Below are 21,326 nucleotides of genomic sequence, written 5' to 3'. Positions count from 1 at the left end.
TACGCGCACCCGGCTGGGTGACCGACCCCTCTCGCGATTGCCGTACCTACATTATGTAGCTACATTCGGAGCATGGAAACGATCGGGTTGCGTGAGCTCAACCAGAACCCGTCCAAGGCCGTGGCGCTGGTGCGCTCGGGCGTGCCCATACTCGTCACCGACCGCGGTGTTCCCGTTCTGCGCATGGTGCCCGAGGCCGAGACACCCGACCCGCTCCGTCGCATGATCGAGTCCGGCGACGCCACTCCGCCCGCCGAGCAGGGCATGCCGGACCTGGCGCCCGAACTGGCACCGGATCTGCCGAGCCTCTCCGGTCTCCTGCTGTCGGAGCGCGATGAGGAGCGTCGGCGTTGATCTACCTCGACTCCTGCGCGCTTCTGAAATTCATCAAGCCGGAGAAGGAATCCGAGGCCCTGCGCGCCTGGCGTGCGGCGCTGCCGGAGGGGACCGAGCTCCTCACGAGCGACCTGGCCCGGCTGGAGATCACCCGCACGCTGCACCGGGCCGGGGTCGACCCCCAGCGCATCGCGTACTTCGTGGCCCAGGCCGTCCGTGGCGTCTACCTGATCGATCTCACCAGCACCGTCCTGGCGCGCGCGACCGCCTATCAGACCCCCGAGCTGGGCACCTCGGACTCCCTCCATCTGGCGACCGCCGACCCCTTCCGGGTGGGGCTGACCGCCTTCGTCACATACGACAGTGAACTGGCCAAGGCCGCAGCCGACTTCGGTCTCCCGGTGCACGCGCCCGCTTAGCAGGCGTCCGGGGCCGGAGCCCCCGGGTCCAGCCCCTCCGCCAGCACCTCCGCCAGGTGCCGCCCCCGCACCCCGCCCAGCTGGGCCAGCTGCGTCCGGCACGAGAACCCGTCCGCCAGCACCTCCGCGCCCGGCGGCGCCTCCCGTACCGCCGGCAGCAGCGCGTCCTGCGCGCAGGCCACGGACACGTCCCAGTGGCCGCGTTCGAAGCCGAAGTTGCCGGCCAGTCCGCAGCAGCCGCCGGTGAGTTCGCCGGTGAGGCCCGCCCGTTCGCGGAGCCGGCGGTCCGGACCGTCGCCGAGGACCGCGTGCTGGTGGCAGTGGGTCTGGCCGGTGACCGGGCGGTCCAGGCGCGGGGGCCGCCAGTCGGGGGCGTACTTCTCCAGGTACTCGGCCAGGGTGTGGACGGAGGCGGCCAGTTCGGCGGCGCGCGGGTCGTCCGGCAGCAGCTCGGGAAGGTCCGTGCGCAGGGTGGCCGCGCAGCTCGGTTCGAGGACGATCACCGGGGAGTCATGGGTGCCGGCCAGCCGGTCCAGGGTGCGGCGCATCACCTTGCGGGCCCGGTCCAGCTGGCCCGTGGAGACGTACGTGAGGCCGCAGCACACGCCCGGCCCCGGTGCCAGGACCCGGCGGCCCGTCGCCGCCTCCACGACCTTCACCGCCGCCCGGCCCACCTCGGGCGAGAGGTACTCGGTGAAGGTGTCGGGCCAGACCGTGGCCACCTGGTCGTTGGAGAGGATGAACGTCCCCCTGCCCCAGCGCCGGTTCAGCCACCGCGTGAACGTCTCCCGGGCCAGGACCGGAATCCCCCGCTCCGGTGCGATGCCCGCCAGCCGCTTGGCGAGCGCGGCGAGAGGGCGCACCCGGGCCAGGGCGTTCAGGGCGCCCGCGAACGGGGCCGCGAGGCGCAGCCATCGCGGGAGCCGTCCCAGCGCGTAGTGGGAGGCGGGGCGCAGCCGGTGCCGGTAGTGGTGGTGCAGGAACTCCGCCTTGTACGTGGCCATGTCCACGCCCACCGGGCAGTCGCTGCGGCAGCCCTTGCAGGACAGGCACAGGTCGAGCGCGTCGCGTACCTCTGTCGAGCGCCAGCCGTCCGTGATGACCCCGCCCGCCGGACCGGCCAGCATCTCGTGCAGCAGCCGGGCCCGGCCCCTGGTCGAGTGGGCCTCCTCGCCGGTCGCGCGGAAGGACGGGCACATCACGGCCGGGCCCGCGGCTTCCTTCGTACGGCATTTGGCGACGCCGACGCACCTGCGCACCGCTGCCGAGAAGTCGCCGCCGTCGTGCGGGTAGCCGAAGGCGACGTCGACGGGTCCGCGCGGCAGCACGTCGAAGCGGAGGTTCTCGTCGAGGCGGGCCGGGCGGGCGAGGATGCCCGGGTTCATGCCGCCGTCCGGGTCCCAGAGGTCCTTGAACCGGGCGAAGAGGCCGACCAGTTCGTCCCCGTACATCTTCGGCAGGAGTTCGGCGCGGGCCTGCCCGTCGCCGTGTTCACCGGAGAGCGATCCGCCGTGGGCGACGACGAGTGAGGCGAGCTCCTCGGAGAAGCGGCGGAAGCGGGCCACGCCGTCGCCGCTCAGCAGGTCGAAGTCGATCCGCACGTGGACGCAGCCGTCGCCGAAGTGCCCGTACGGGGTGCCGTGCAGTCCGTGTTCGGCGAGCAGGGCGCGGAAGTCGCGCAGGTAGGGGCCGAGCCGGGCGGGCGGCACCGCGCAGTCCTCCCATCCCGGCCAGGCCTCGCTGCCGTCGGGCATCCGGGTCGCGGTGCCCGACGCGTCCTCCCTGATCCGCCACAGCGCCCGCTGCCCGGCCGGGTCCGTGACGACGGCGGTGTCCACCGCCTCCGCGGACGCCGCCCGCGCGATCCGCTCCGCGTGCGCCCGCGCCTCTGCGGGGGTCGCGCCGCCCGTCTCGACGAAGAGCCAGGCGGCCCCGCGCGGCAGCCCGGCCGGTTCGCGTACGAGGTCGGCGGCCATGCCCTCGACGGTCAGCGGGTGGTACGGGAGGAGGCCGGGGGCGGCCTCCGCGGCGGCGGACTCGTCCGCGTACCCCAGTACGGCGAGCGCGCGGACCGCCGGGGCCTCGACCAGCCGCACCGTCGCCTCCGTGACGACACCGAGCGTGCCCTCACTGCCGCAGAACGCGCGAGCGGGGTCCGGTCCGCGCTCGGGCAGCAGCGCGTCCAGGGCGTATCCGGAGATGCGGCGCGGGAGTTCGGGGAATCCGGTGCGCAGCGGCGCGAGGTGGGCGGCGACCAGCTCCGGCACCCCGGCGGGTCCGGTCGCGCCGGGCTCCAGCCGCAGGGTGTCGCCGCCGTAGCGGGCGACGGTCAGCGCGTGGACGTTGTCGGCCGTGGTGCCCCAGGCGACCGAGTGCGAGCCGCAGGAGTTGTTGCCGATCATGCCGCCGATCGTGCAGCGGCTGTGCGTGGACGGGTCCGGGCCGAAGGTGAGCCCGTGCGGGGCGGCGGCGGCCCGCAGCTCGTCCAGGACGACGCCCGGCTGGACCACCGCCGTACGGGAGCCGGGATCCAGCTCGACGACCGAGCGCAGGTGGCGCGTGAGGTCCAGGACGACCCCGGTCCCGGTGGCCTGCCCGGCGATGGACGTACCGCCACCGCGCGGCACGACGGGCACCCCGTGCGCACGGCAGACGGCGAGCGCGGCGGCGATGTCCTCGGCGTCGCGCGGTGCGACGACCCCGAGCGGCACCCGGCGGTAGTTGGACGCGTCCATCGTCGTCAGGGCCCGCGCGGCGGCGTCGAACGCGACCTCACCGCGCACCGCGGAGCGCAGCGCCCCGGCGAGCGCGGTCGAGTCGGGGGCGGTGCGGTGGGGTCCGGTGCGGTCGGGGCCGGTTGTTGCCTCACGAGGTGCCATCCGGCCAGGATGCCGCCGGTCCGGGCCGGTGCGCGCCCGCCTCCTCGCGTTTCCGTCGAATGCGTCAATACCTAGGAATTTGACGGGCAAGCGAACACATACGCAACAGAGAGCACCACAAGTTCTTCCCAAACAGATCGTCAATTCTCATATAGTGACTGAGACTTGTCTGGGAATCTTCTGTTCCAGTTGTCTCACTTACCTACCGCCTAACCGACTTGCCCGAACCGTCCCGTCCGTCACCGTCCGCCCCCAAGGACTCCGCTTGCGCCCCTCAACCAGGCCGACCGCAATTGCCCTGCTGGCCACGGTCGTCATCACCGGGTCCCTGTGTCTCTGGGCGGTCCTCGCCGCCCCCGACTCGGCCAGGACCGCTGTGGCTTGGGGGGCCGGTGCCGCGGCCGTGCTGCTGTCCGCCGCTGTCGCCACCGCCGTCCACGCCCGTGCCTCGGCGCGGCGGCTGCGGGAGGAGAACGCGGCCGAGACCCGCCGGTTCGGCGCGGAGACCTCCCGGCTGGTCTCCGCCTCCGCCCAGGAGGCCCAGCGGTTCACCGCCGAGACGGCGAAGGTGAAGTCGGCGGCGGCCGCGGAGGTCGCCCGGGTCACCGAGCAGGCCGCGGCCGATGTCGAGCGGCTCACCGCGCAGAACGCCGCGCTCAAGGCCCGCGCCTCGCGCAGCGAGACCGAGCGCGCCGCCGCCGTGGCCTCCTGCGCCAACGCCGCCGGCCGGATGCAGGCACTCGCCACGAGCATGCTCGCCGACCTGCGCGAGATGGAGCACCGGCACGCCTCGGAGGACGTACTGGGCGACCTGCTCCACCTGGACCACCGCACCGCCCAGGCGGGCCGGCTGGCCGACTCCATCGCCGTGCTGACCGGTGCGCGCTCCGGACGCCGTTGGGCCAAGCCCATCGTCATGGAGTCGATCCTGCGCGGAGCGATGGGCCGGATCAGCGGCTACCAGCGGATCCGCCTGCACTCCACCAGCGATGTCGCCGTCGCCGGGCACGCGGCGGAGGGCATCATGCACGCCCTGGCCGAACTCCTCGACAACGCCGCGAACTTCTCACCCCCCACGGCCGAGGTCCATGTGTACGTGGAGGAGGTGCCGGCCGGCATCGTGCTGACCGTCGAGGACAGCGGCCTGGTCATGAGCGATGTGCAGCTGCGCCGCGCCGAGCGCGCCGTCTCCGCGGAGAGCCAGGACCTGACCGGCCTCTCCGGCACCCGGCTCGGCCTCGCCGTCGTCGGGCGGCTGGCCCGCAAGCACGGGCTGACGGTCTCCTTCCGGCCGTCGGCGCGCGGTGGCACGGGCGCGCTGATGATGCTCCCGCAGGAGGTCATCACCAGGACCCCGGCACCGGCCGCCGCACCGGCCCCCGCGCCGGCCCCCGAAGCCGCCGCGCCGAGTGAGCCCGAGCCGGTCCACGCCCCCGTGGCCGACGAGCCGACCGGAGCGGGCCGCACCGCCGAGGCCACGGATGCCGGGGCCACGGACTCCGGGGCCACCGATGCCGAAGCACCGGACAACTCCCGCACCCTGGCGTTCCTGCGCTCCGACTCCCTGCCGAACTCCGCTTCCTCCTCCTCCTCCGACGCCGCGTCGGACACCACTGGCGGCCTCCCCCGGTTCGGGGAGAGCGGGCTGCCCAAGCGCTCCCGGGGCCGCACCCTCGCCGCCGCCGAGTCCCGCGCCAAGGCCTCCGCCGACACCGGCACCGGCACCGGCACCGGCACCGACGGCAGCGGCGACGGCGACGGCGACGCAACCGACGGGGCGGGCTCCCGGCCCCGTACGTCCGACCCCAAGGCCCAGGCAGCCCGCTTCAGCAGCTTCCGCCAGGCCGTACGGCCCAACTCCCCGCACCCGGAAGGCAACACCCGATGACCGCGACCACGGACGAGAAGCTCAACTGGCTACTGGAGGGGCTCCTTGAGCGCACCCCCGGCACCCGCCACGCCCTCGTGCTGTCCAGGGACGGCCTCAAGCTGTGCCGCACCCCCGAGCTCTCCGTCGACCAGGCCGACCAGCTGGCCGCGATCTCGGCCGGCATCCAGAGCCTGTCGCACGGCGCGTCCATCGAGTTCGGCGACGGCACCGGCGGCGTACGGTCCGCGATGGCCGAGTTCTACGGCGGCGTGCTGTTCATCGTGGAGGCGGGCGCGGGCGCGCACCTCGCCGTCATCGCCTCCGAGGACGCCGACGTCGGCCTCGTCGGGCACAACATGAGCGAGCTCGTCGAGCAGCTCGGCGAGCACCTCGTGGCCCCGCCGCGCGAACCCTCCGGGCCGCCCGGGGCCGCCGGGGCCCAAGAGAACGCGGCCGTATGACGCCCCGCCCGCGTCCGGGCAGGGACGACGACCCGGACCGGCTGTACACCCTCACCGGTGGCCGCAGCCGCTCCGACTCGGACATCTTCGACCTGGTGACACTCGTCGTCTCGGAATGCGAACCGGCCCCCGGTATGCAGTCGGAGCACGTCGCGATCCTGCGCATGTGCGAACGGCCCACCGCGGTCGTCGAGATCGCCGCGAGCCTCGACCTGCCCGTCAGCATCGTGCGCATCCTGCTGTGCGATCTGCTGGACACCGGCCGGATCAGCGCCCGTCACCCTCGTACCGCACGCGTCGCGGACCGGCTCCCCGACCCCGACATCCTGGAACAGGTGCTCGTTGGACTCCGCAACCTCTGACCGTGCCGCCCTTCGGGCCACGGCCGACAACGGACTGAAAATAGTCGTCGTCGGCGGCTTCGGCGTCGGCAAGACCACCATGGTCCGATCCGTGAGCGAGATCCGTCCGCTCAACACGGAGGAGACGATGACCCGCGCGGGCGAGGCCGTCGACCACCTCGACGGCGTTCACTCCAAGACGTCCACCACCGTCGCCTTCGACTTCGGCCGGATCACGCTCGACGAACGCTCGGTGCTGTACCTGTTCGGCGCGCCCGGCCAGGAGCGCTTCTGGTTCCTGTGGGACCGGCTGTTCTCCGGGACGCTCGGTGCCGTCGTACTCGTCGACACCCGGCGCCTCGCCGACTCCTGGTACGCCATCGACCGGCTGGAGCACCACGGCACACCGTTCATCGTGGCGTGCAACGACTTCGGCGGACCGCTCCACACCGAGCAGCAGATCCGCGAGGCGCTCGCCCTCTCGGACGACGTACCGCTCGTGGAGTGCGACGCGCGCGACCGGTCCTCCAGCAAGTACGTACTGATCACGCTGGTGGAGCACCTGCACGCGATGTCCACCGCCCGCGCGGCGGGCGGCGGCCAGACCCTCGCCGCCCTGACCCCGGAGTCCGCCCCGTGACCCAGTGCCCCCACGCGGCAGCCACCGGCACCGGACCGGAGGCCGTGCACCTGTACGGCGGCCGGTTCCAGGACGAACCCGCCCGGCTCTACCGGGAGATGCGGCGCGACCACGGGCCGGTCGCCCCGATCGTGCTGCCCGGCGACATCCCCGCCTGGCTCGTCCTCGGCTACCGCGAGCTGCACCAGCTCACCGGGGACCCCGTGCTCTTCAGCCGCGACTCGAAGCTGTGGAACCAGTGGCCGGCCATCCCCGACACCTGGCCCCTGATGCCGATGATCAGCCGGGACCAGCCGTCCATCCTCTACACCGTCGGTGAACGCCACAGCAGCCGCTCCGCCGTCATCAGTGACGCGCTGGAGGCGGTGAACCCGTTCGAACTCAAGGAGAGCACCGCCGAGTTCGCGGACGAGCTCATCGACTCGTTCTGCTCGGCCGGCACTGCGGACCTCATCGCGGACTACGCGATGCTGATGCCCGTACGGGTCCTGGCGAAGCTCTTCGGCTTCTCCGACGAGAAGGGCCCCGCCCTCGTCACCGCGATGAACGACATGATCAACGGCGGGGCGACCGCGCTGGCGGGCCAGCGGCACATCGCCGCGTCGGTGTACGAACTGGTGGCGGAGCGGAAGGCCACCCCCGGCGACGACGTCGTCTCCCGGATGCTCGCCAACACCCGCGGCTTCACCGACGAGGACGTCTCCCGCGACCTCATGGTCATGATGGCGGCCGGACACCAGCCCACCGCCGACTGGATCGGCAACTCGCTGCGCCTCATGCTCACCGACGACCGCTTCGCCGCCTCGCTCTCCGGCGGCCGGCACAGCGTGGGCGAGGCGATGAACGAAGTCCTCTGGGAGGACACCCCCAGCCAGAACATCGCCGGCCGCTGGGCCAGCCGCGACACCCACCTCGGCGGCCGCCACATCAAGGCCGGCGACCTGCTGGTCCTCAGCCTGGCCGGGGCGAACGCCGACCCCCAGGTCCGCACCGACGGATCCACGCTCACCGGCGGCAACAACGCCTTCTTCTCCTTCAGCCACGGCGACCACCGCTGCCCGTTCCCCGCCCAGGAGACCGCCGAGGTCATCGCCCGCACGGCGATCGAGGTCATCCTCGACCGGCTGCCCGACGTCGACCTCGCGGTCCCCGGGGACCGGCTGACCCGGCGCCCCTCCCCCTGGCTGCGCGGACTGACCGACCTGCCGGCACGCTTCACGCCCACCCCCGCCCTTGGAGGCCAGAGATGACCGCGACGACGACCGAAGCGCCGGGCAGCGAGGACGAGCGGGAGCCCATCGTCCTGGACCCGTTCGTCAACGACCTGGACGGCGAGAGCGCCCGGCTGCACGCGGCGGGCCCGCTCGCCCGGGTGGAGCTGCCCGGCGGGGTCCGCGTCTACACGGTCACCCACCACGCGGAGGCCAAGGCGCTGCTCACCGACAGCCGCCTGGTCAAGGACATCAACGTCTGGGGGGCCTGGCAGCGCGGCGAGATCCCGCTGGACTGGCCGCTGATCGGCCTGGTCAACCCCGGCCGCACCATGCTGACGGCGGACGGCGCCGAGCACCGCAGGCTGCGCGGGCTGGTCGCCCAGGCGCTCACCGTACGGCGGGTGGAGCGGCTGCGGGACGGCATCGAGGCGCGCACGAAGGTGCTGCTGGACCGGCTGGAGGAGCGCCCCTCGGGCGAGACGGTCGATCTGAAGGCCGAGTTCGCCTACCCGCTGCCGATGAACGTCATCAGCGAGCTGATGGGCGTCGACTCCGCCGATCTGCCCCGGATGAAGGAACTGTTCGACAAGTTCTTCTCCAACATGACGCCGCCCGCAGAGGTGCCGCAGATGATGGCGGACATCCACACCCTGTTCTCCCGGATCCTCGACGAGAAGAAGGCGTCCCCGGCCGACGACCTGACCGGCGCGCTGCTCGTCGCCTCCGAGGACGGCGACCACCTCACCGACGAGGAGATCCTCAACACCCTGAAGGTGATCATCGCCGCCGGGCACGAGACGACGATCAGCCTCATCGTGAACGCCGTCGTCGCCCTCCAGAGCCACCCCGAGCAGCGCCGCGCGGTGCTCGCGGGCGAAGTGAGCTGGGACGGGGTGATCGAGGAGACGCTGCGCTGGTCGGCGCCCACCTCGCACGTCCTGATCCGGTTCGCCACCGAGGACATCGAGGTCGGTGACCGGGTCCTGCCGAAGGGCGAGGGCATCATGATCTCGTTCGCCGCCCTCAGCCGCGACGAGAAGCAGTGGGGGCCGACGGCGACGGAGTTCGACGTCACCCGCTCCCCCAACCGCCACATCTCCTTCGGCCACGGCCCGCACGTCTGCCCCGGCGCCGCGCTCTCCCGGCTGGAGGCGGCCGTCGCCCTGCCCGCGCTGTACGAGCGGTTCCCGGAACTGGCCCTCGCCGTCCCGGTAAACGAGCTGCGCAACAAGCCGATCGTCACCCAGAATGACCTTGTCTCGCTCCCGGTCACCCTGCGGTGAACAGGAGTTGAGGCAGAGCGGTCAACGCCGATCACGTATGGGGGAGAACAGCAGTGGAGCTGCGTCTGTGGGTCGAGGGAGCCGATCCGGTCGAGGAACTGGAGGATCTGGACGACTGGCTGAGCCAGGAGTCCGGTCTCCGGGGACGGGTCAAGCCGGCTCCGGTGATCCCGTCGGAGGGTGAGCTCGGCGGGCTCCCCGAGGTCCTCATCGCGACGCTGGGCGCGGGCGGCGTGGCGAGCGCGCTGGCGACCTCCCTGGGCGCGTACCTGTCGCAGCCGAGGCGCCGGGCCGTACGCATCAAGGTGAAGGGACCGCAGGGCCAGGAAGTGGAGCTGGACGCGCAGTCCGCCGACGACGCGGAGCGCCTCCTGAGGATCGCCCTGGGGCAGGCGGAGGAGCGCCGGTGAGCGGTCGCGGAATCGATCCGGCACGCTCCCGCATCGTCCTCCTCGGCTCCGCCGCGTACGAGGACGAACAGCTGGCGGACGTGCCGCAGATCGCGGCCAACCTGCGCGACCTGGCGGCCGTCCTCACCGATCCGGGCCTCGGCGGATTCCCCGCCGAGGCCTGCGTCACCGTCCCGCCCGGGGCGACCGGCCGGGCGATCGGCCAGGTGCTGCACCGGGCGGCCGACGAGGCCGAGGACCTGCTGCTGTTCTACTTCGCCGGGCACGGAATCCCGCTCGGCCGCTCCCACGAGCTCTATCTCGCCCTGCACGACACCGCGATGGACGCCGTGGAGTACAGCGCGCTGCGGTTCGACACCGTGCGCGGGACGTTCCTCGGCAGCAGGGCCAGGAACCGCGTGATCATCCTCGACAGCTGCTTCAGCGGGCGCGCCATCGGCACCACCCTGAGCGCCGGGCAGCAGGAGGTGCTCGGGCAGCTCGACATCCAGGGGACCTACACCCTCACCTCCGCCCCGCCCAACAGCACGGCGCTGGTCCTCCCCGACGAGGCGCACACCGCGTTCACCGGGCGGCTCCTCACCCTGCTGCGTGAAGGCGCCCCGCACACCGGCCCGTTGATCACGATGCAGGACATCTACCGGACGCTGTGGAGCCGGTTCACGGCGGAACGGCTGCCGCTGCCGCAGCAGCGGGGCACCGAGAACGCCGACCAGCTCGGTCTCGTCCTCAACCGCGCGGCGGCCACCGGCCGGCCCCCCATGGACCGGCCCCCCACCGCCCAGGCCCTCCCGCCGCTCCCGCCGCTCCCCCCTCGCCCGCCGGACCCCAGCCCCGAATCGCTGGCCCGTCGGCACGAACTGGCCGCCGAGCTCCACGAGGACGGCCGCAGCGACGAAGCGGCCGCCATGTACAAAGAGGTGGCCGAGGCGCGCGCCCGGGTGCTGGGCCCCGACCATCCCGACACGCTCACCACCCTCGACGACCTCGCCGCCACCTACGGCGACATGGGGAGTGCCCATGAGGCGTTGCGCCTGGGGGAGCGGGTGGCAGAGGCGCGCACCCGCGTCCTGGGGCCCGACCATCCACACACCCTCGACACCCTCGACAACCTGGCCGCCTCGTACGACGACGTGGAACGTACCCAGGAGGCGCTGCACCTGAGGGAGCGGGTGGCCCAGGGGCGTACCCGTGTGCTGGGGCCCGACCATCCGGACACCCTCGACACCTTCGACATCATCGCCGCCTCCTACGGTGCGATGGGGCGTCTGTTCGATGCGGCGGAGCTGGAGGAGCGGGGGATCAAGGCACGTACCCGCGTCCTGGGAGCCGGGCATCCCGACACCCTCGCAGCCATCCACAACCACGCCATCACCTACAGCCTCTTGGGACTGCACAAGGAGGCGGCCGCCATGCGGGAGCGGGTGGCCCAGGCACGTACCCGCGTCCTGGGAGCCGAGCATCCCGACACCCTCGCGACCTTCCACCACCTCGCCGCCTCCTACTGCGCCTTGGAACACAACCAGCAGGCTGTCGATCTGGAGCAGTGGGTGGCGGGGGCACGCACCCGCGTGCTGGGGCCGGAGGACCCCGACACCCTGGAAGCCCTGCACGATCTGGCCGACTTCTACAGCCGGGTGGGCCGTGGTCAGGAGGCGGTGGCTCTGGGCGAGCGGGTGGTCGAGGCGCGCAACCGCGTGCTGGGGCCGGACGACCCCGACACCCTGGAAGCCCTCGACAACCTCGCCGACTTCTACAGCGCCCTGGGACGCGACCGGGACGCGCGGGTCGCGGAGAAACGGGCGGCGGACGCCCGCGCACGCCTCGGGATGAGCTGACTGGCGGAGGCGTGCGCGGGCACGGGCACGGGTGACGCCGGGAGCGGTACCCGGACGACAGGGCGCCGGGTCACACCACAGGGAGCCGCTCCACCAGTAGCTCCACCCGCTGCTCCGCGTACTCCGGGAGCAGCCGCCCCGACCGGGTCAGGGTCGCCACCCCGTGCAGGGACGACCAGAACACCTCGGTGAACAGGCCCGGGTGGACGCCGTCCCCGGCGACGGAGCCGAGGCACTCCTGAAGCGCGGCAAAGGCGTCCTTGAGGGGTTCCGGGGTGTCCTCCCGCGCGTACGGGAGACCGCCGTCGAGCTGGAAGATGGCGTCGTAGACCGCCGGGTTGCGGGCGGCGAAGTCCAGATAGGCGCGGGCCAGGGCATACACCCGCTCGCGCGGGCCGTCCGCGGCGGCGGTCGCGGCGCGCACAGCCGCGGCCATCTCGGCGGCGCCCTCAAGGGCGACGGCGCCGATGATCTCCCGTTTGCCGCGGAAGTGGCTGTAGAGCACGGGCTGGCTGTATTCGATGCGCTCGGAGAGCCGGCGGGTGGTGACCGCGTCCCAGCCCTGTTTCTCGGCGAGCTCGCGGGCCGTGGCCACGATGAGCCGCTCACGTTCCGCCCGTTCACGCTGCTTGCGTTCCTGTACCGACATAACTCGATCCTAGCACCGCTAGACAATCAAGCGGCAGTAGCGCTAGCGTTGAGCACATCACCTAGCGCCGCTAGAAACTGAGCGGGATCAACGGGAATCAAGAGGGGTCGTCATGATCAACGCACTTGAGGTCGTCACCACCGTGTCCGTCGGAGTGATGGTGGGGGTGGAGTTCTCCGTCGCCTTCGTCATGAACCGGATCTTCAGCGCGCTCCCCGAGGACAGCGGCCAAATGGCCCGCGCCCACGGTGGCCGGATGCTCGGCACCGTGATGCCGTACTGGTACATCAGCTCGGTCGTCCTCGTCGCCATCCGGGCCGTCGCCGGATGGCACGACTCCGGCACCGGCCTCGCCGTCATTTCCGGCGCGCTGCTGATGGTGAGCGTGATCATGTCGATCCTGCTGCTCGTCCCGATCAACAACCGCAGCAAGACGTGGACCCCCGAGAACCGGCCCGCCGACTGGAAGGAACAGAGCGACCGCTGGGACCGCTTCCACTACATCCGCGTCGCCGTCCTCGTCGCCGCCCTCACCCTGCTCGTCACCTCCCTGCTCTGAGGCCGCCTCGGGCGGGGAGCCCCCGGCCCCCGCCCCACCTGGCGATACCGTCCACAGGCCGGATCCGGTGTCTCACCGGACGGACGCATTCGGTAGCCGGGGTGCGGAGCCGCTACCCTCCGTGTCGTGGCCGATATCGAGATTCCCGCTGACATCAAGCCCGCAGACGGACGCTTCGGCGCCGGTCCTTCAAAGGTGCGTACGGAGGCGCTCGACGCGCTGGCCGCCACCGGAACATCGCTCCTCGGCACGTCCCACCGCCAGGCCCCGGTGAAGAACCTGGTCGGCGCGGTACGGGACGGAGTGCGCGACCTCTTCTCCCTGCCCGAGGGATACGAGGTGATCCTGGGCAACGGCGGCTCCACCGCCTTCTGGGACATCGCGACGCACGGCCTGATCGAGTCGAAGTCCCAGCACCTCAACTTCGGTGAGTTCTCCTCGAAGTTCGCGAAGGCCGCCAAGCTCGCCCCGTGGCTGGCCGACCCGACCGTGATCGCCTCCGACCCGGGCACCCACCCGGACCCGGCGGCCGAGGCGGGCGTCGACGTGTACGCCCTCACCCACAACGAGACCTCGACCGGTGTCGCCGCGCCCATCAAGCGCGTCACCGGCGCCGACGCGGGCTCCCTGGTCCTGGTGGACGCCACCTCAGGCGCGGGCGGCCTGCCGGTCGACGTGACCGAGACGGACGTCTACTACTTCGCCCCGCAGAAGTCCTTCGCCTCCGACGGCGGCCTCTGGATCGGGATCTTCTCCCCGGCGGCCCTGGAGCGCGCGGCCCGGATCCACGCGTCCGGCCGGCACATCCCGGAGTTCTTCTCGCTGCCGACCGCGATCGACAACTCCCTGAAGAACCAGACGTACAACACCCCGGCCCTGGCCACGCTGTTCCTCCTGAACGAGCAGCTGACCTGGATGAACACCCAGGGCGGCCTGGACTTCACCACCGGCCGCACGGCCGCCTCCTCCGGCCACCTGTACGGCTGGGCCGAGGAGTCCAAGTACGCCACCCCGTTCGTCACGGACCCGGCCAAGCGCTCGCAGGTCATCGGCACGATCGACTTCGCGGACGAGATCGACGCCACCGCCGTCGCCAAGGCCCTGCGCGCCAACGGCATCGTCGACACGGAGCCGTACCGCAAGCTGGGCCGCAACCAGCTGCGCGTGGCGATGTTCCCGGCGATCGACCCGTCGGACGTCCAGGCACTGACGGCGTGCATCGACTACGTCATCGAGAAGCTGTAGCTCCAGCTCCACCGCTGACGCGTCCGGAACGGCCCCGCACACGTGACCACGTGGGCGGGGCCGTTTCTGCTTCACTCGCCGGGGTGAAGCGGGGCGTTCACGCCGGACGCGGGCACACAGTCCTACGATGATGTTCTCGACACCAGCCATTCCAGGAGGCCCGCAATGTCTGCAGCAGCAGTCGAGCACCCCTGTGACGATGGCCCTGAACCACTGCTCGAAACCGCCAACAGGCTCGCGGAGCAGCATCCGGGTTATCGCGTCGAGATCATCGGAGGCGTCATCACCGTGGCCCCACCCCCGGACGGCCCGCACGCCCGCGCTCTGACCAAGCTCATGCGACCGTTCATCGCGGCCGGACTCGACGACAAGGACTCGGAAGTCCTCCAAGGCATCGGCGTCTGGCTGCCGGGCGGCCCCGAGGACTACGCCATTCCCGACCTCGCGATCGTGGACGCCGATCTCGACCAGCACCTGATCGAGAACAACTGCTACGACCCGGCCGTCTTCCGCCTCGTCCTGGAAGTCACCTCCAGCAACTACAACAGCGACCTGCGGCACAAGGTCGCCGCGTACGCCGACGCCAAGATCCCGGTCTACGTGATCGTCGACCGCAAGCACGGCCGGGTCCATGTCCTGACGGAGCCCCTCGGCAGCGCGTACGACCGTCACGAGGTCTACGCCCCCGGCCAGGAGGCACCGCTTCCTGAGTCGATCGGCGCGGAAGTGACCCTCGATGTCGCCGAGTTGATCAACGCGGGCAGGCCCCGGAGCTGACGGCGCGGAACCGGCTCTGTCAGTGCCTGCTGCTACCCCCGTCCGGAGCCTGAGGACAGGCCCCTCATCGCGCGTCCAGCCTCCACCGCACTTCGCCGTCCTCCCACTCGTCCGTCCGCACCAGCCCCGCAGAGGCGGCCACCGCCACCGACGCCGCGTGGTCCGGATGGATGTGGGCGACGACCGTACGCACCGCTCCCCCGTCCAGCAGGTGCGCCACCAGGCCCGCCGCCGCCTCCTTGGCGTAGCCCCGGCCCTGCCACCCGGTCCCGATCACCCAGGCGATCTCCGCGCGCGCACCGGCCACGTCCACCGTCGCCTGGACGTAGCCCACGAGGCGGCCGTCACCGCGTACGGACAGCACCCAGTTCGACCACCGCTCGGCCGGGTCCGGCGAGCCCGCCGTCTGCCGCACGTAGCGGGCCCGCAGCGCCTCCGCGTCCTGCGGGGCGCCGCCCGTGAAGGTGTGCAGGGCGGGATCGGAGAGCACGGCCGCCATCTCGTCCGCGTGGGCCACCCGCAGCGGCAGGGCGTCCAGGCGGGGCGTGGAGAAGGGCGTCGGCCCGGTGTTCGTCGTCATCAGCGGATGATCCTATAGCGGCGGCCGTGAAACGCCCGTTCGCCGGTCCGCCCGGGGATGACACCGCGCCCGGCCTGCGGACCATGGAAGGTATGGACACGATTGCCGAGCTCAAGCCATTCGTGAAGCAGTACGCCGTCCTGCTCAGCACCCGTCGGCAGGACGGGACGCACGTCGACACCCCGGTCAACATCGCCGTCGAGGGCGATCACGCGTACATCCGTACGTTCTCCTCGGCCTGGAAGGTGGAGCGGATGCGCAACCACCCCACCGTTCTCGTCGGCCCATGCACGGTACGCGGCAACCCGACCGGTCCGCAGATCACCGCCCACGCGCGGCTCCTCCAGGCCGGCTCGAAGGAGAACACGCACGCCGCCCGCATGCTCTCCCGCAAGCACCCGATCGTGCAGGGCGTGCTCGTCCCCCTCACCCACCGGATCAAGCGCGACCGGACCCTGCACTACGAGCTCCGCCCGCTGGAGACGTAAGGCCGGGGGCCGCCGCTCAGCCCTTCCGGCGGCGCCTGCCCAGGAAGAGCACCAGCCCGATCACCACCAGTACGCCGAGCCCGGTCGCCGTCGTCCCCTTCACCGGCGCACCGTCGCCGCCCCCGCCGCCCCCCGCACCGGCCGACGAGGGCGACTTCACCCCCGTACGGCCCGACTCGCCGCCGTTCTTCAGGTCCACCCGCACCACATCGCTCTGCTCACCCTCGGAGCCGTACATCAGTGCCGAACCGTCGGCCGTGTACGTGACCGACTCCGCCTGCCCCAGCAGCGGGGACTCCACCGGATAGTCCTTGCCGAGCCTGCCGTTCGCGAAGACGTAGCCGCGCGCGCTGAAGTACGAGCGCAGCACCAGCTCCTTCCCGTCCGGCGAGAACGCCCCGTCCGTCACCCACGGCACCTCACCGACCCGCCGGAAGATGTTGTCCGAGCCCGTCGTGAGCTTCGCGGGGCCCTCGTAGAGCCCGCCGCCGCCCTCCTTCTTGGACGCGATGTACACCCGCCCGGTCTTCGGGTGGACCATCAGCGCCTCCGCGTTGCGCGGCCCGTCCGCGTACTTCACGTCGAACTGCGTCGCGCGGACCGTCGCGTCCCGCAGCACCTTCGGCTCGGGGAAGCGGTAGATCCAGACGTGGTCCCAGCTGCCGTTGAGGTTGTCCCCGATGTCACCGACGTACAGATTCCCGTCCGGTCCCAAGGAGATCGCCTCCACGTCGCGCGGCTCACCGACGCCCTTCATGGTGATCGTCGCGACGGTCTTCCCGGTCCGGGAGTCGACGGCGTAGACGTACGGCCCGTCGTCGCTGTCGTTGTGCGTCCAGTAGATCCCCGGATGGGCCCGGCTGGCGGCCAGTCCGCTGGACTCGGTGATCCTCGGGTCCTTGATCGTGAAGCTGCGGTCCGCCCCGCCGTCGTCGGCCACGGCGGGCACCGCCGCCGCGAGGGAGAGGAGCGCGGCGGCGCCGAAGGCAGTCAGTCGATACGAGCGCATGGCACAAGTGTCCATCGTCACGTCGCAGGCCGAAGCCATGATCGGCCATGATGACGCCATGCGTTTCATGTTCGTCGGCGATTCCATGACCATCGGGCGCGCCGGCGACTTCACCTGGCGCTACCGCATGTGGCAGCACCTCGAAGCGTCCTTCGACGCCCCGTACGCGATCGTCGGCCCCCGCACCGGGCTGTACGACACCGGCACGGGCACCCCGGTCTCCCACGCGTACGGCGCCCCCGCCTTCCCCGCCGGGGCCCGCGCGCACCTGGCCGGCTGGGGCGAGGGCTGGCTGCACATGGCCCCGGTCATCGCGGACACGGTCACCGCCCACCGCGCGGACATCCTGCTCGTCTCGCTCGGTCTGATAGACCTCGGGTTCTACACGGACAGCGAGCAGACCGCCCGCAACGCCCGCGCCTTCCTCACGGCGGCCCGCAACGCGAACCCGCACATCAGGTGCGTGCTGCTCCCCGTCATACCGAACATCCGGGCCGAGACCGACGCCCCCTTCGCCGCCGAGTGCGCCCGCTTCAACGAGCTCCTCGCCAAGGCCGTGGCCGACCTCGACGAGCCGTCGTCCCCGCTCCTGCTCGCGTCCCGCCCGCCGGGGTACGACATCCACACGGACACCTACGACGGCACGCACCCCGGCCCGTCCGGCGAGCACCGGCTCGCGGCCGCCTACGCCGACGCGATGCACCAGGCGTGGGGGCTGGGCGGGGCCTACCGGGGGATCGCTGCGGCGTCCGTACCGCCGCCGGGCGTCGGAGCCACCCCACTCGGCCGGGACAGGACGACCGTTCAGGCCGCTCGTTCCTGAGGGCTGTCCCGTAGAGGCGCGCAAAAGCATCGTACGAAGCGCATCGCCCGGCGGTTTCGATTTCCCTTCCCCGCCCCCGCCACGCGGAAGCCATCAGGCCACGCGGAAGCCTCTCATCCGGTTCCTCTCCGTCCGCCTCGGGGTTTCTCCGATTTTTCGGGGCAGATGGGTCTTCGTAATCTTCACGGATTCCTTAGGGAAAGGGTCAGTTGATGCAGGCGAAGAAGGCTTTAGTCGCAGCGATCTCCGTTTGCCTGGGCGTCACAGTCCTCGCTGGGTGCGGGAATGACACGGACAAGAGCTCGGACAAGGACTCGAACAAGAATGCGGGCAAGAGTTCGGAAAAGGCGTTCGACGGGAAAAGCGCGGACGAGATCGCGGCGGACGCGGTGAAGGCGACGCGCGATGCGGCGTCGGTCCGGGTCAAGGGCAATGTCCGGCAACAGGGCGGCAACGAGATCCGCGTCGACTTCCACGTGGACGACCAGGACCGCTGTACAGGCACGATGACCGGCCAGGGCGCCAGCGCCGACGTGATCCAGGTGGGCCAGACCGCTTATGTGCGGGGCGACGAGAAGTTCTGGAAGAACGCGCTGAAGGGACAGGCCGGGGCGGAGAAAGCGATCCCCAAGGTCCGGGACAAGTGGGTGAAGTCCCAGCCGGGACAGGCCGGCATCGAGGGAATGTGCGACAAGCAGGCATTCCTCGCGTCGATGGACAGCGACAAGTCCGAACGAAAAGGCATGACCAAGGGCGGCACCAGCGAAGTCGACGGCAAGAAGGCCGTGGCGCTGGAGAAGAAGCAGCCGGGGGGCGAGAAGATCACCACCTACGTCGCCACCGAGGGAAAGCCGTACATCCTGAAGTCGGTCACCGAGGGCGGCAAACAGCCGGGAGAGGTCACTCTCACCGACTACGGAAAGAAGGTCGACGCCAAGACGCCGCCCGCCGACCAGGTAGTCGACCCCAAGATCTCGAAGTCGTAGAGGCGACAGAGCCCTACGCCAGGGGCCGTCATCCTCGGCCCCGTGCGGTCACGCGCCCGCGCCGTCGGCGGAACCGCCGCTCCCCCGAGGCTTCGCCCGTACGTGCATCCGCTCCCCCTGCGGTCCGAACAGGCTGAGGAACTCCACCGGTTCCGGCCCGACGTTGCCCCACCAGTGCGGGGTACGCGTGTCGAACTCCGCCACCTCGCCCGCCTTCAGCACCAGGTCGTGTTCGCCCAGCACCAGCCGCAGCCGCCCCGAGAGCACGTACAGCCACTCGTACCCCTCGTGCACCCGCTGCTCGACCGGCCCCGGCGGGCCCGTCAGTCCCGGCATGACCTGCTTGTACGCGTTCACCCCGCCGATGTGCCGGGTCAGCGGCACGAACGTCATGCCGTGCCGGTTGAACGGGCGGAACGTGACCCTCGGATCACCGGTGTCCGGCGCCCCGACGAGCTCGTCCAGCTGCACCCCGTACGCCTTCGCGAGCGGGAGCAGCAGCTCCAGGGTCGGCTTGCGGCCGCCGGACTCCAGCCGGGACAGCGTGCTGAGCGAGATCCCGGTGGTCTCGCTCAGCTGGGCCAGCGTCGTGCCGCGCTCCGTCCGCAGGGCGCGCAGCCGGGGGCCGACGCCCGTCAGGACGGACGAGAACTCGTCATCCGCAGACCCGTCCGCCGCGCCGTCCGCCGCGCCGCCGTCTTCCACGCCGTGGTGCTGATGCTGGTGTGCTGCCATTCCTCCATGATGCCTCCGCTTGCCGATCCGGCAACCGGCTTTGTCGGGCGGTGCAGTCAGGCAGGCGGTCAACGGTTCGTCAACGCGCTCTTGGAGGACCACTCGTAAGTGATCTTGCCAAGCCGAAACCCCATATGACTCCCTGGAGTTGAACGACAGCCTTCTGTAGCGGGCGATCGGTGAACGGTGAAGGGATGGCGATGAGCACTGCCCACGCAACAACCACGGACGGCGAGGACTCCGCACCTCCGATCAGCACGGTCGCGGGGACCGGGTCCGCAGGACCCAATGGGGATGGTGGGCCTGCTGTTTCGGCTCAGGTGAACCAGCCGAACGGGATCGCGATGGACCGTACGGGCACGCTCTACGTCGTTGACTACGGGGGGCACCGGGTCCGGAGGATCACGACCGACGGGAAGATCAGCACGATCGCGGGCACGGGCTCCGCGAATTTCGGCGGGGACGGCGGGCCGGCGGTCAAGGCCCATTTGAAGAATCCGACCGGGGTGGCGGTGGACGGCTCTGGCAACGTCTACATCGCGGACACCGAGAACCACCGGGTCCGGAAGGTGGCGGCCGACGGAAAGATCAGCACGGTCGCCGGTACGGGCTCCGCGGCGACCTCCGGCGACGGCGGCCTCGCCACCGCTGCCCGGGTGAACCGTCCGACAGGGGTGGCGGTGGACGGCGACGGCGTCCTCTACATCGCCGAGAACAGCGCCCACCGGGTCCGGAAGGTGGCGGCCGACGGGAAGATCAGCACCGTCGCCGGAAACGGGTCGGGGACGTTCGGCGGGGACGGCGGACCGGCGGCCTCGGCCCAGCTGAGGAGTCCGTACGGCGTGGCGGTGGACGGCGCGGGGAACCTCTACATCGCGGACCGGGGCAACCATCGGATCCGGAAGGTGACGGCCGACGGAAACATCAGCACCATCGCCGGCACCGGCTCCGCGAAGTTCAGCGGGGACGGCGGGCAGGCGGCCTCGGCGGAGCTGAACAACCCCTTCACGATGGTGGTGGACAGCACCGGCGCGCTCTATGTCGCCGACTACGGCAACCACGCGGTCCGGAAGATCACGGCGGACGGTGAGATCAGCACGGTCGCGGGTATCGGGACCGGAGGTATCGACGGTGACAACGGCCCTGCCGTCGCAGCCCAGTTGAAGAATCCGACCGCAGTCGCAGTGGACTGCGTCGACACCCTTTACATCGCCGACCACAACAACCACCGCGTCCGGAAGGTCTCGTCGGCGAAGATGGCCGGGCTGCCCGACTCGGGCGCGGTGGTCTCCTGGGGCAATGTCCGCAGCAGGTTGCGGATGGGCGTCCTGCGCGAGTCCGTCAAGGACGGGGCCGAGATCCATCAGTCGCTCGCCGCCCCCAGGGACCACCAGCGGTGGCGGATGGTCGTGGCGGGCCAGGAGGACGGCGAAGTCCTGTACACGATCGAGAACGTGCGCAGCGGCAAGGTCCTGGAGGTCGTCGGCGCGCACGGGTGCGACGGGGCAGTGGTCGCGCAACGTACGTACGAGGGCGGCGACGCGCGTCACCAGCAGTGGCGGCTGATCCCGGTGGGCTCCGTCGACGGCTCTCCGCGGGCGTACGAGATCGCCAACGGCAACAGCGGCCTGCTCCTGCGAGTCGAGTCCAACGCCCGCACGGCGATCAGGCAGCACGGGGCGGAGGGCGACCACCGCAACCGGCAGTGGGAGCTGCTTCCCGTGTGACGTGAGCGTGGGCAGGGGCCGACTTCGCCCCTGCCCACGCTCACGCGACCAGCACGG

Annotated in this window: 22 protein-coding genes; 17 read left to right on the top strand and 5 right to left on the bottom strand. The window is 71.3% G+C overall.

From position 1 onward, the window contains the following. The first annotated feature begins 72 nt into the window (after positions 1–72). Both ACFVQ0_RS08430 and ACFVQ0_RS08425 read left to right on the top strand, forming a co-directional pair. Positions 73–354, top strand: coding sequence for a type II toxin-antitoxin system prevent-host-death family antitoxin (locus ACFVQ0_RS08430; protein ID WP_326737906.1), 282 nt, complete (start codon positions 73–75; stop codon positions 352–354). Next, entirely contained in the window at positions 351–755 is a 405-nt protein-coding gene (locus ACFVQ0_RS08425; protein ID WP_390085890.1) for a type II toxin-antitoxin system VapC family toxin, read from the top strand. The genes ACFVQ0_RS08430 and ACFVQ0_RS08425 overlap by 4 nt, the downstream gene beginning before the upstream one ends. On the opposite strand, the gene ACFVQ0_RS08420 is transcribed toward ACFVQ0_RS08425, so the two are convergent. Further along, on the bottom strand, positions 752–3,634 hold the full coding sequence (locus ACFVQ0_RS08420; RefSeq protein WP_390085888.1) for an FAD-binding and (Fe-S)-binding domain-containing protein: 2,883 nt from the start codon (positions 3,632–3,634) through the stop codon (positions 752–754). The two genes, ACFVQ0_RS08425 and ACFVQ0_RS08420, sit on opposite strands and share 4 nt — an antisense overlap. A gap of 265 nt (positions 3,635–3,899) precedes the next feature. Here ACFVQ0_RS08420 and ACFVQ0_RS08415 point away from each other — a divergent pair, with 265 nt between their 5' ends. The 8 genes from ACFVQ0_RS08415 to ACFVQ0_RS08380 are packed head-to-tail and all read left to right on the top strand — an operon-like array spanning position 3,900 to position 11,691. Beyond that, the gene (locus ACFVQ0_RS08415; protein WP_390085886.1) at positions 3,900–5,522 is read left to right on the top strand and encodes an ATP-binding protein; all 1,623 of its coding nucleotides are present in this window, start codon (positions 3,900–3,902) and stop codon (positions 5,520–5,522) included. Further along, positions 5,519–5,965, top strand: a complete 447-nt coding sequence (locus ACFVQ0_RS08410; RefSeq protein WP_390085885.1) for a roadblock/LC7 domain-containing protein — start codon at positions 5,519–5,521, stop codon at positions 5,963–5,965. The genes ACFVQ0_RS08415 and ACFVQ0_RS08410 overlap by 4 nt, the downstream gene beginning before the upstream one ends. Next, positions 5,962–6,327 carry a DUF742 domain-containing protein gene (locus ACFVQ0_RS08405; RefSeq protein WP_390085883.1) on the top strand — a complete coding sequence of 122 codons (366 nt, stop codon included), beginning with the start codon at positions 5,962–5,964 and terminating at the stop codon, positions 6,325–6,327. Before ACFVQ0_RS08410 ends, ACFVQ0_RS08405 begins: the two co-directional genes overlap by 4 nt. Beyond that, positions 6,308–6,946, top strand: a complete 639-nt coding sequence (locus ACFVQ0_RS08400) for an ATP/GTP-binding protein (RefSeq protein WP_390085882.1) — start codon at positions 6,308–6,310, stop codon at positions 6,944–6,946. Before ACFVQ0_RS08405 ends, ACFVQ0_RS08400 begins: the two co-directional genes overlap by 20 nt. Further along, positions 6,943–8,196 (top strand): cytochrome P450, encoded by a 1,254-nt coding sequence (locus ACFVQ0_RS08395; protein ID WP_390085880.1) that lies wholly within the window; start codon positions 6,943–6,945, stop codon positions 8,194–8,196. Before ACFVQ0_RS08400 ends, ACFVQ0_RS08395 begins: the two co-directional genes overlap by 4 nt. Next, on the top strand, positions 8,193–9,443 hold the full coding sequence (locus ACFVQ0_RS08390; RefSeq protein WP_390085879.1) for a cytochrome P450: 1,251 nt from the start codon (positions 8,193–8,195) through the stop codon (positions 9,441–9,443). Before ACFVQ0_RS08395 ends, ACFVQ0_RS08390 begins: the two co-directional genes overlap by 4 nt. A 53-nt stretch (positions 9,444–9,496) precedes the next feature. Next, positions 9,497–9,853, top strand: a complete 357-nt coding sequence (locus tag ACFVQ0_RS08385; protein WP_390085878.1) for a hypothetical protein — start codon at positions 9,497–9,499, stop codon at positions 9,851–9,853. After that, positions 9,850–11,691 (top strand): tetratricopeptide repeat protein, encoded by a 1,842-nt coding sequence (locus ACFVQ0_RS08380; RefSeq protein WP_390085876.1) that lies wholly within the window; start codon positions 9,850–9,852, stop codon positions 11,689–11,691. The genes ACFVQ0_RS08385 and ACFVQ0_RS08380 overlap by 4 nt, the downstream gene beginning before the upstream one ends. 70 nt (positions 11,692–11,761) lie before the next feature. Here ACFVQ0_RS08380 and ACFVQ0_RS08375 read toward each other — a convergent pair whose 3' ends face one another. After that, positions 11,762–12,340 carry a TetR/AcrR family transcriptional regulator gene (locus ACFVQ0_RS08375; protein ID WP_390085874.1) on the bottom strand — a complete coding sequence of 193 codons (579 nt, stop codon included), beginning with the start codon at positions 12,338–12,340 and terminating at the stop codon, positions 11,762–11,764. A gap of 112 nt (positions 12,341–12,452) precedes the next feature. On the opposite strand from ACFVQ0_RS08375, the gene ACFVQ0_RS08370 reads away from it, so the two are divergent. The 3 genes from ACFVQ0_RS08370 (at position 12,453) to ACFVQ0_RS08360 (ending at position 14,921) form a co-directional block, all read left to right on the top strand. Then, entirely contained in the window at positions 12,453–12,899 is a 447-nt protein-coding gene (locus ACFVQ0_RS08370) for an anthrone oxygenase family protein (RefSeq protein WP_390085872.1), read from the top strand. Between the two features lie 126 nt (positions 12,900–13,025). Then, on the top strand, positions 13,026–14,144 hold the full coding sequence (serC, locus tag ACFVQ0_RS08365) for a phosphoserine transaminase (protein ID WP_390085870.1): 1,119 nt from the start codon (positions 13,026–13,028) through the stop codon (positions 14,142–14,144). Between the two features lie 165 nt (positions 14,145–14,309). Next, positions 14,310–14,921: a Uma2 family endonuclease gene (locus tag ACFVQ0_RS08360; protein ID WP_390085868.1), complete on the top strand. Its 612-nt coding sequence runs from the start codon at positions 14,310–14,312 to the stop codon at positions 14,919–14,921. A 64-nt stretch (positions 14,922–14,985) separates the two neighbouring features. On the opposite strand, the gene ACFVQ0_RS08355 is transcribed toward ACFVQ0_RS08360, so the two are convergent. Beyond that, positions 14,986–15,501 carry a GNAT family N-acetyltransferase gene (locus tag ACFVQ0_RS08355; protein ID WP_390085866.1) on the bottom strand — a complete coding sequence of 172 codons (516 nt, stop codon included), beginning with the start codon at positions 15,499–15,501 and terminating at the stop codon, positions 14,986–14,988. A gap of 92 nt (positions 15,502–15,593) precedes the next feature. Between ACFVQ0_RS08355 and ACFVQ0_RS08350 the strand changes: the two genes are divergently transcribed. Next, positions 15,594–15,989 carry a PPOX class F420-dependent oxidoreductase gene (locus tag ACFVQ0_RS08350; RefSeq protein ID WP_390085864.1) on the top strand — a complete coding sequence of 132 codons (396 nt, stop codon included), beginning with the start codon at positions 15,594–15,596 and terminating at the stop codon, positions 15,987–15,989. Between the two features lie 16 nt (positions 15,990–16,005). Here the strand turns inward: ACFVQ0_RS08350 and ACFVQ0_RS08345 are convergent, their stop codons facing one another. Further along, positions 16,006–16,998 (bottom strand): WD40 repeat domain-containing protein, encoded by a 993-nt coding sequence (locus tag ACFVQ0_RS08345; protein WP_390085862.1) that lies wholly within the window; start codon positions 16,996–16,998, stop codon positions 16,006–16,008. Between ACFVQ0_RS08345 and ACFVQ0_RS08340 the strand changes: the two genes are divergently transcribed. Both ACFVQ0_RS08340 and ACFVQ0_RS08335 read left to right on the top strand, forming a co-directional pair. Further along, positions 16,997–17,821 (top strand): GDSL-type esterase/lipase family protein, encoded by an 825-nt coding sequence (locus ACFVQ0_RS08340; protein ID WP_390085860.1) that lies wholly within the window; start codon positions 16,997–16,999, stop codon positions 17,819–17,821. The two genes, ACFVQ0_RS08345 and ACFVQ0_RS08340, sit on opposite strands and share 2 nt — an antisense overlap. A gap of 212 nt (positions 17,822–18,033) precedes the next feature. Then, positions 18,034–18,807, top strand: coding sequence for a hypothetical protein (locus tag ACFVQ0_RS08335; protein ID WP_390085858.1), 774 nt, complete (start codon positions 18,034–18,036; stop codon positions 18,805–18,807). A 48-nt stretch (positions 18,808–18,855) separates the two neighbouring features. On the opposite strand, the gene ACFVQ0_RS08330 is transcribed toward ACFVQ0_RS08335, so the two are convergent. Then, the gene (locus ACFVQ0_RS08330) at positions 18,856–19,542 is read right to left on the bottom strand and encodes a helix-turn-helix domain-containing protein (RefSeq protein WP_390085856.1); all 687 of its coding nucleotides are present in this window, start codon (positions 19,540–19,542) and stop codon (positions 18,856–18,858) included. 200 nt (positions 19,543–19,742) lie between these two features. On the opposite strand from ACFVQ0_RS08330, the gene ACFVQ0_RS08325 reads away from it, so the two are divergent. Beyond that, positions 19,743–21,269, top strand: coding sequence for an RICIN domain-containing protein (locus ACFVQ0_RS08325; RefSeq protein WP_390085854.1), 1,527 nt, complete (start codon positions 19,743–19,745; stop codon positions 21,267–21,269). The last annotated feature ends 57 nt before the right edge of the window (positions 21,270–21,326 follow it).

This window comes from Streptomyces sp. NPDC057900, assembly GCF_042887885.1.
Lineage (GTDB): Bacteria > Actinomycetota > Actinomycetes > Streptomycetales > Streptomycetaceae > Streptomyces.
Note: the sequence above shows the minus strand (reverse complement) of the source record. Positions and strands in the feature narration are given on the sequence as shown.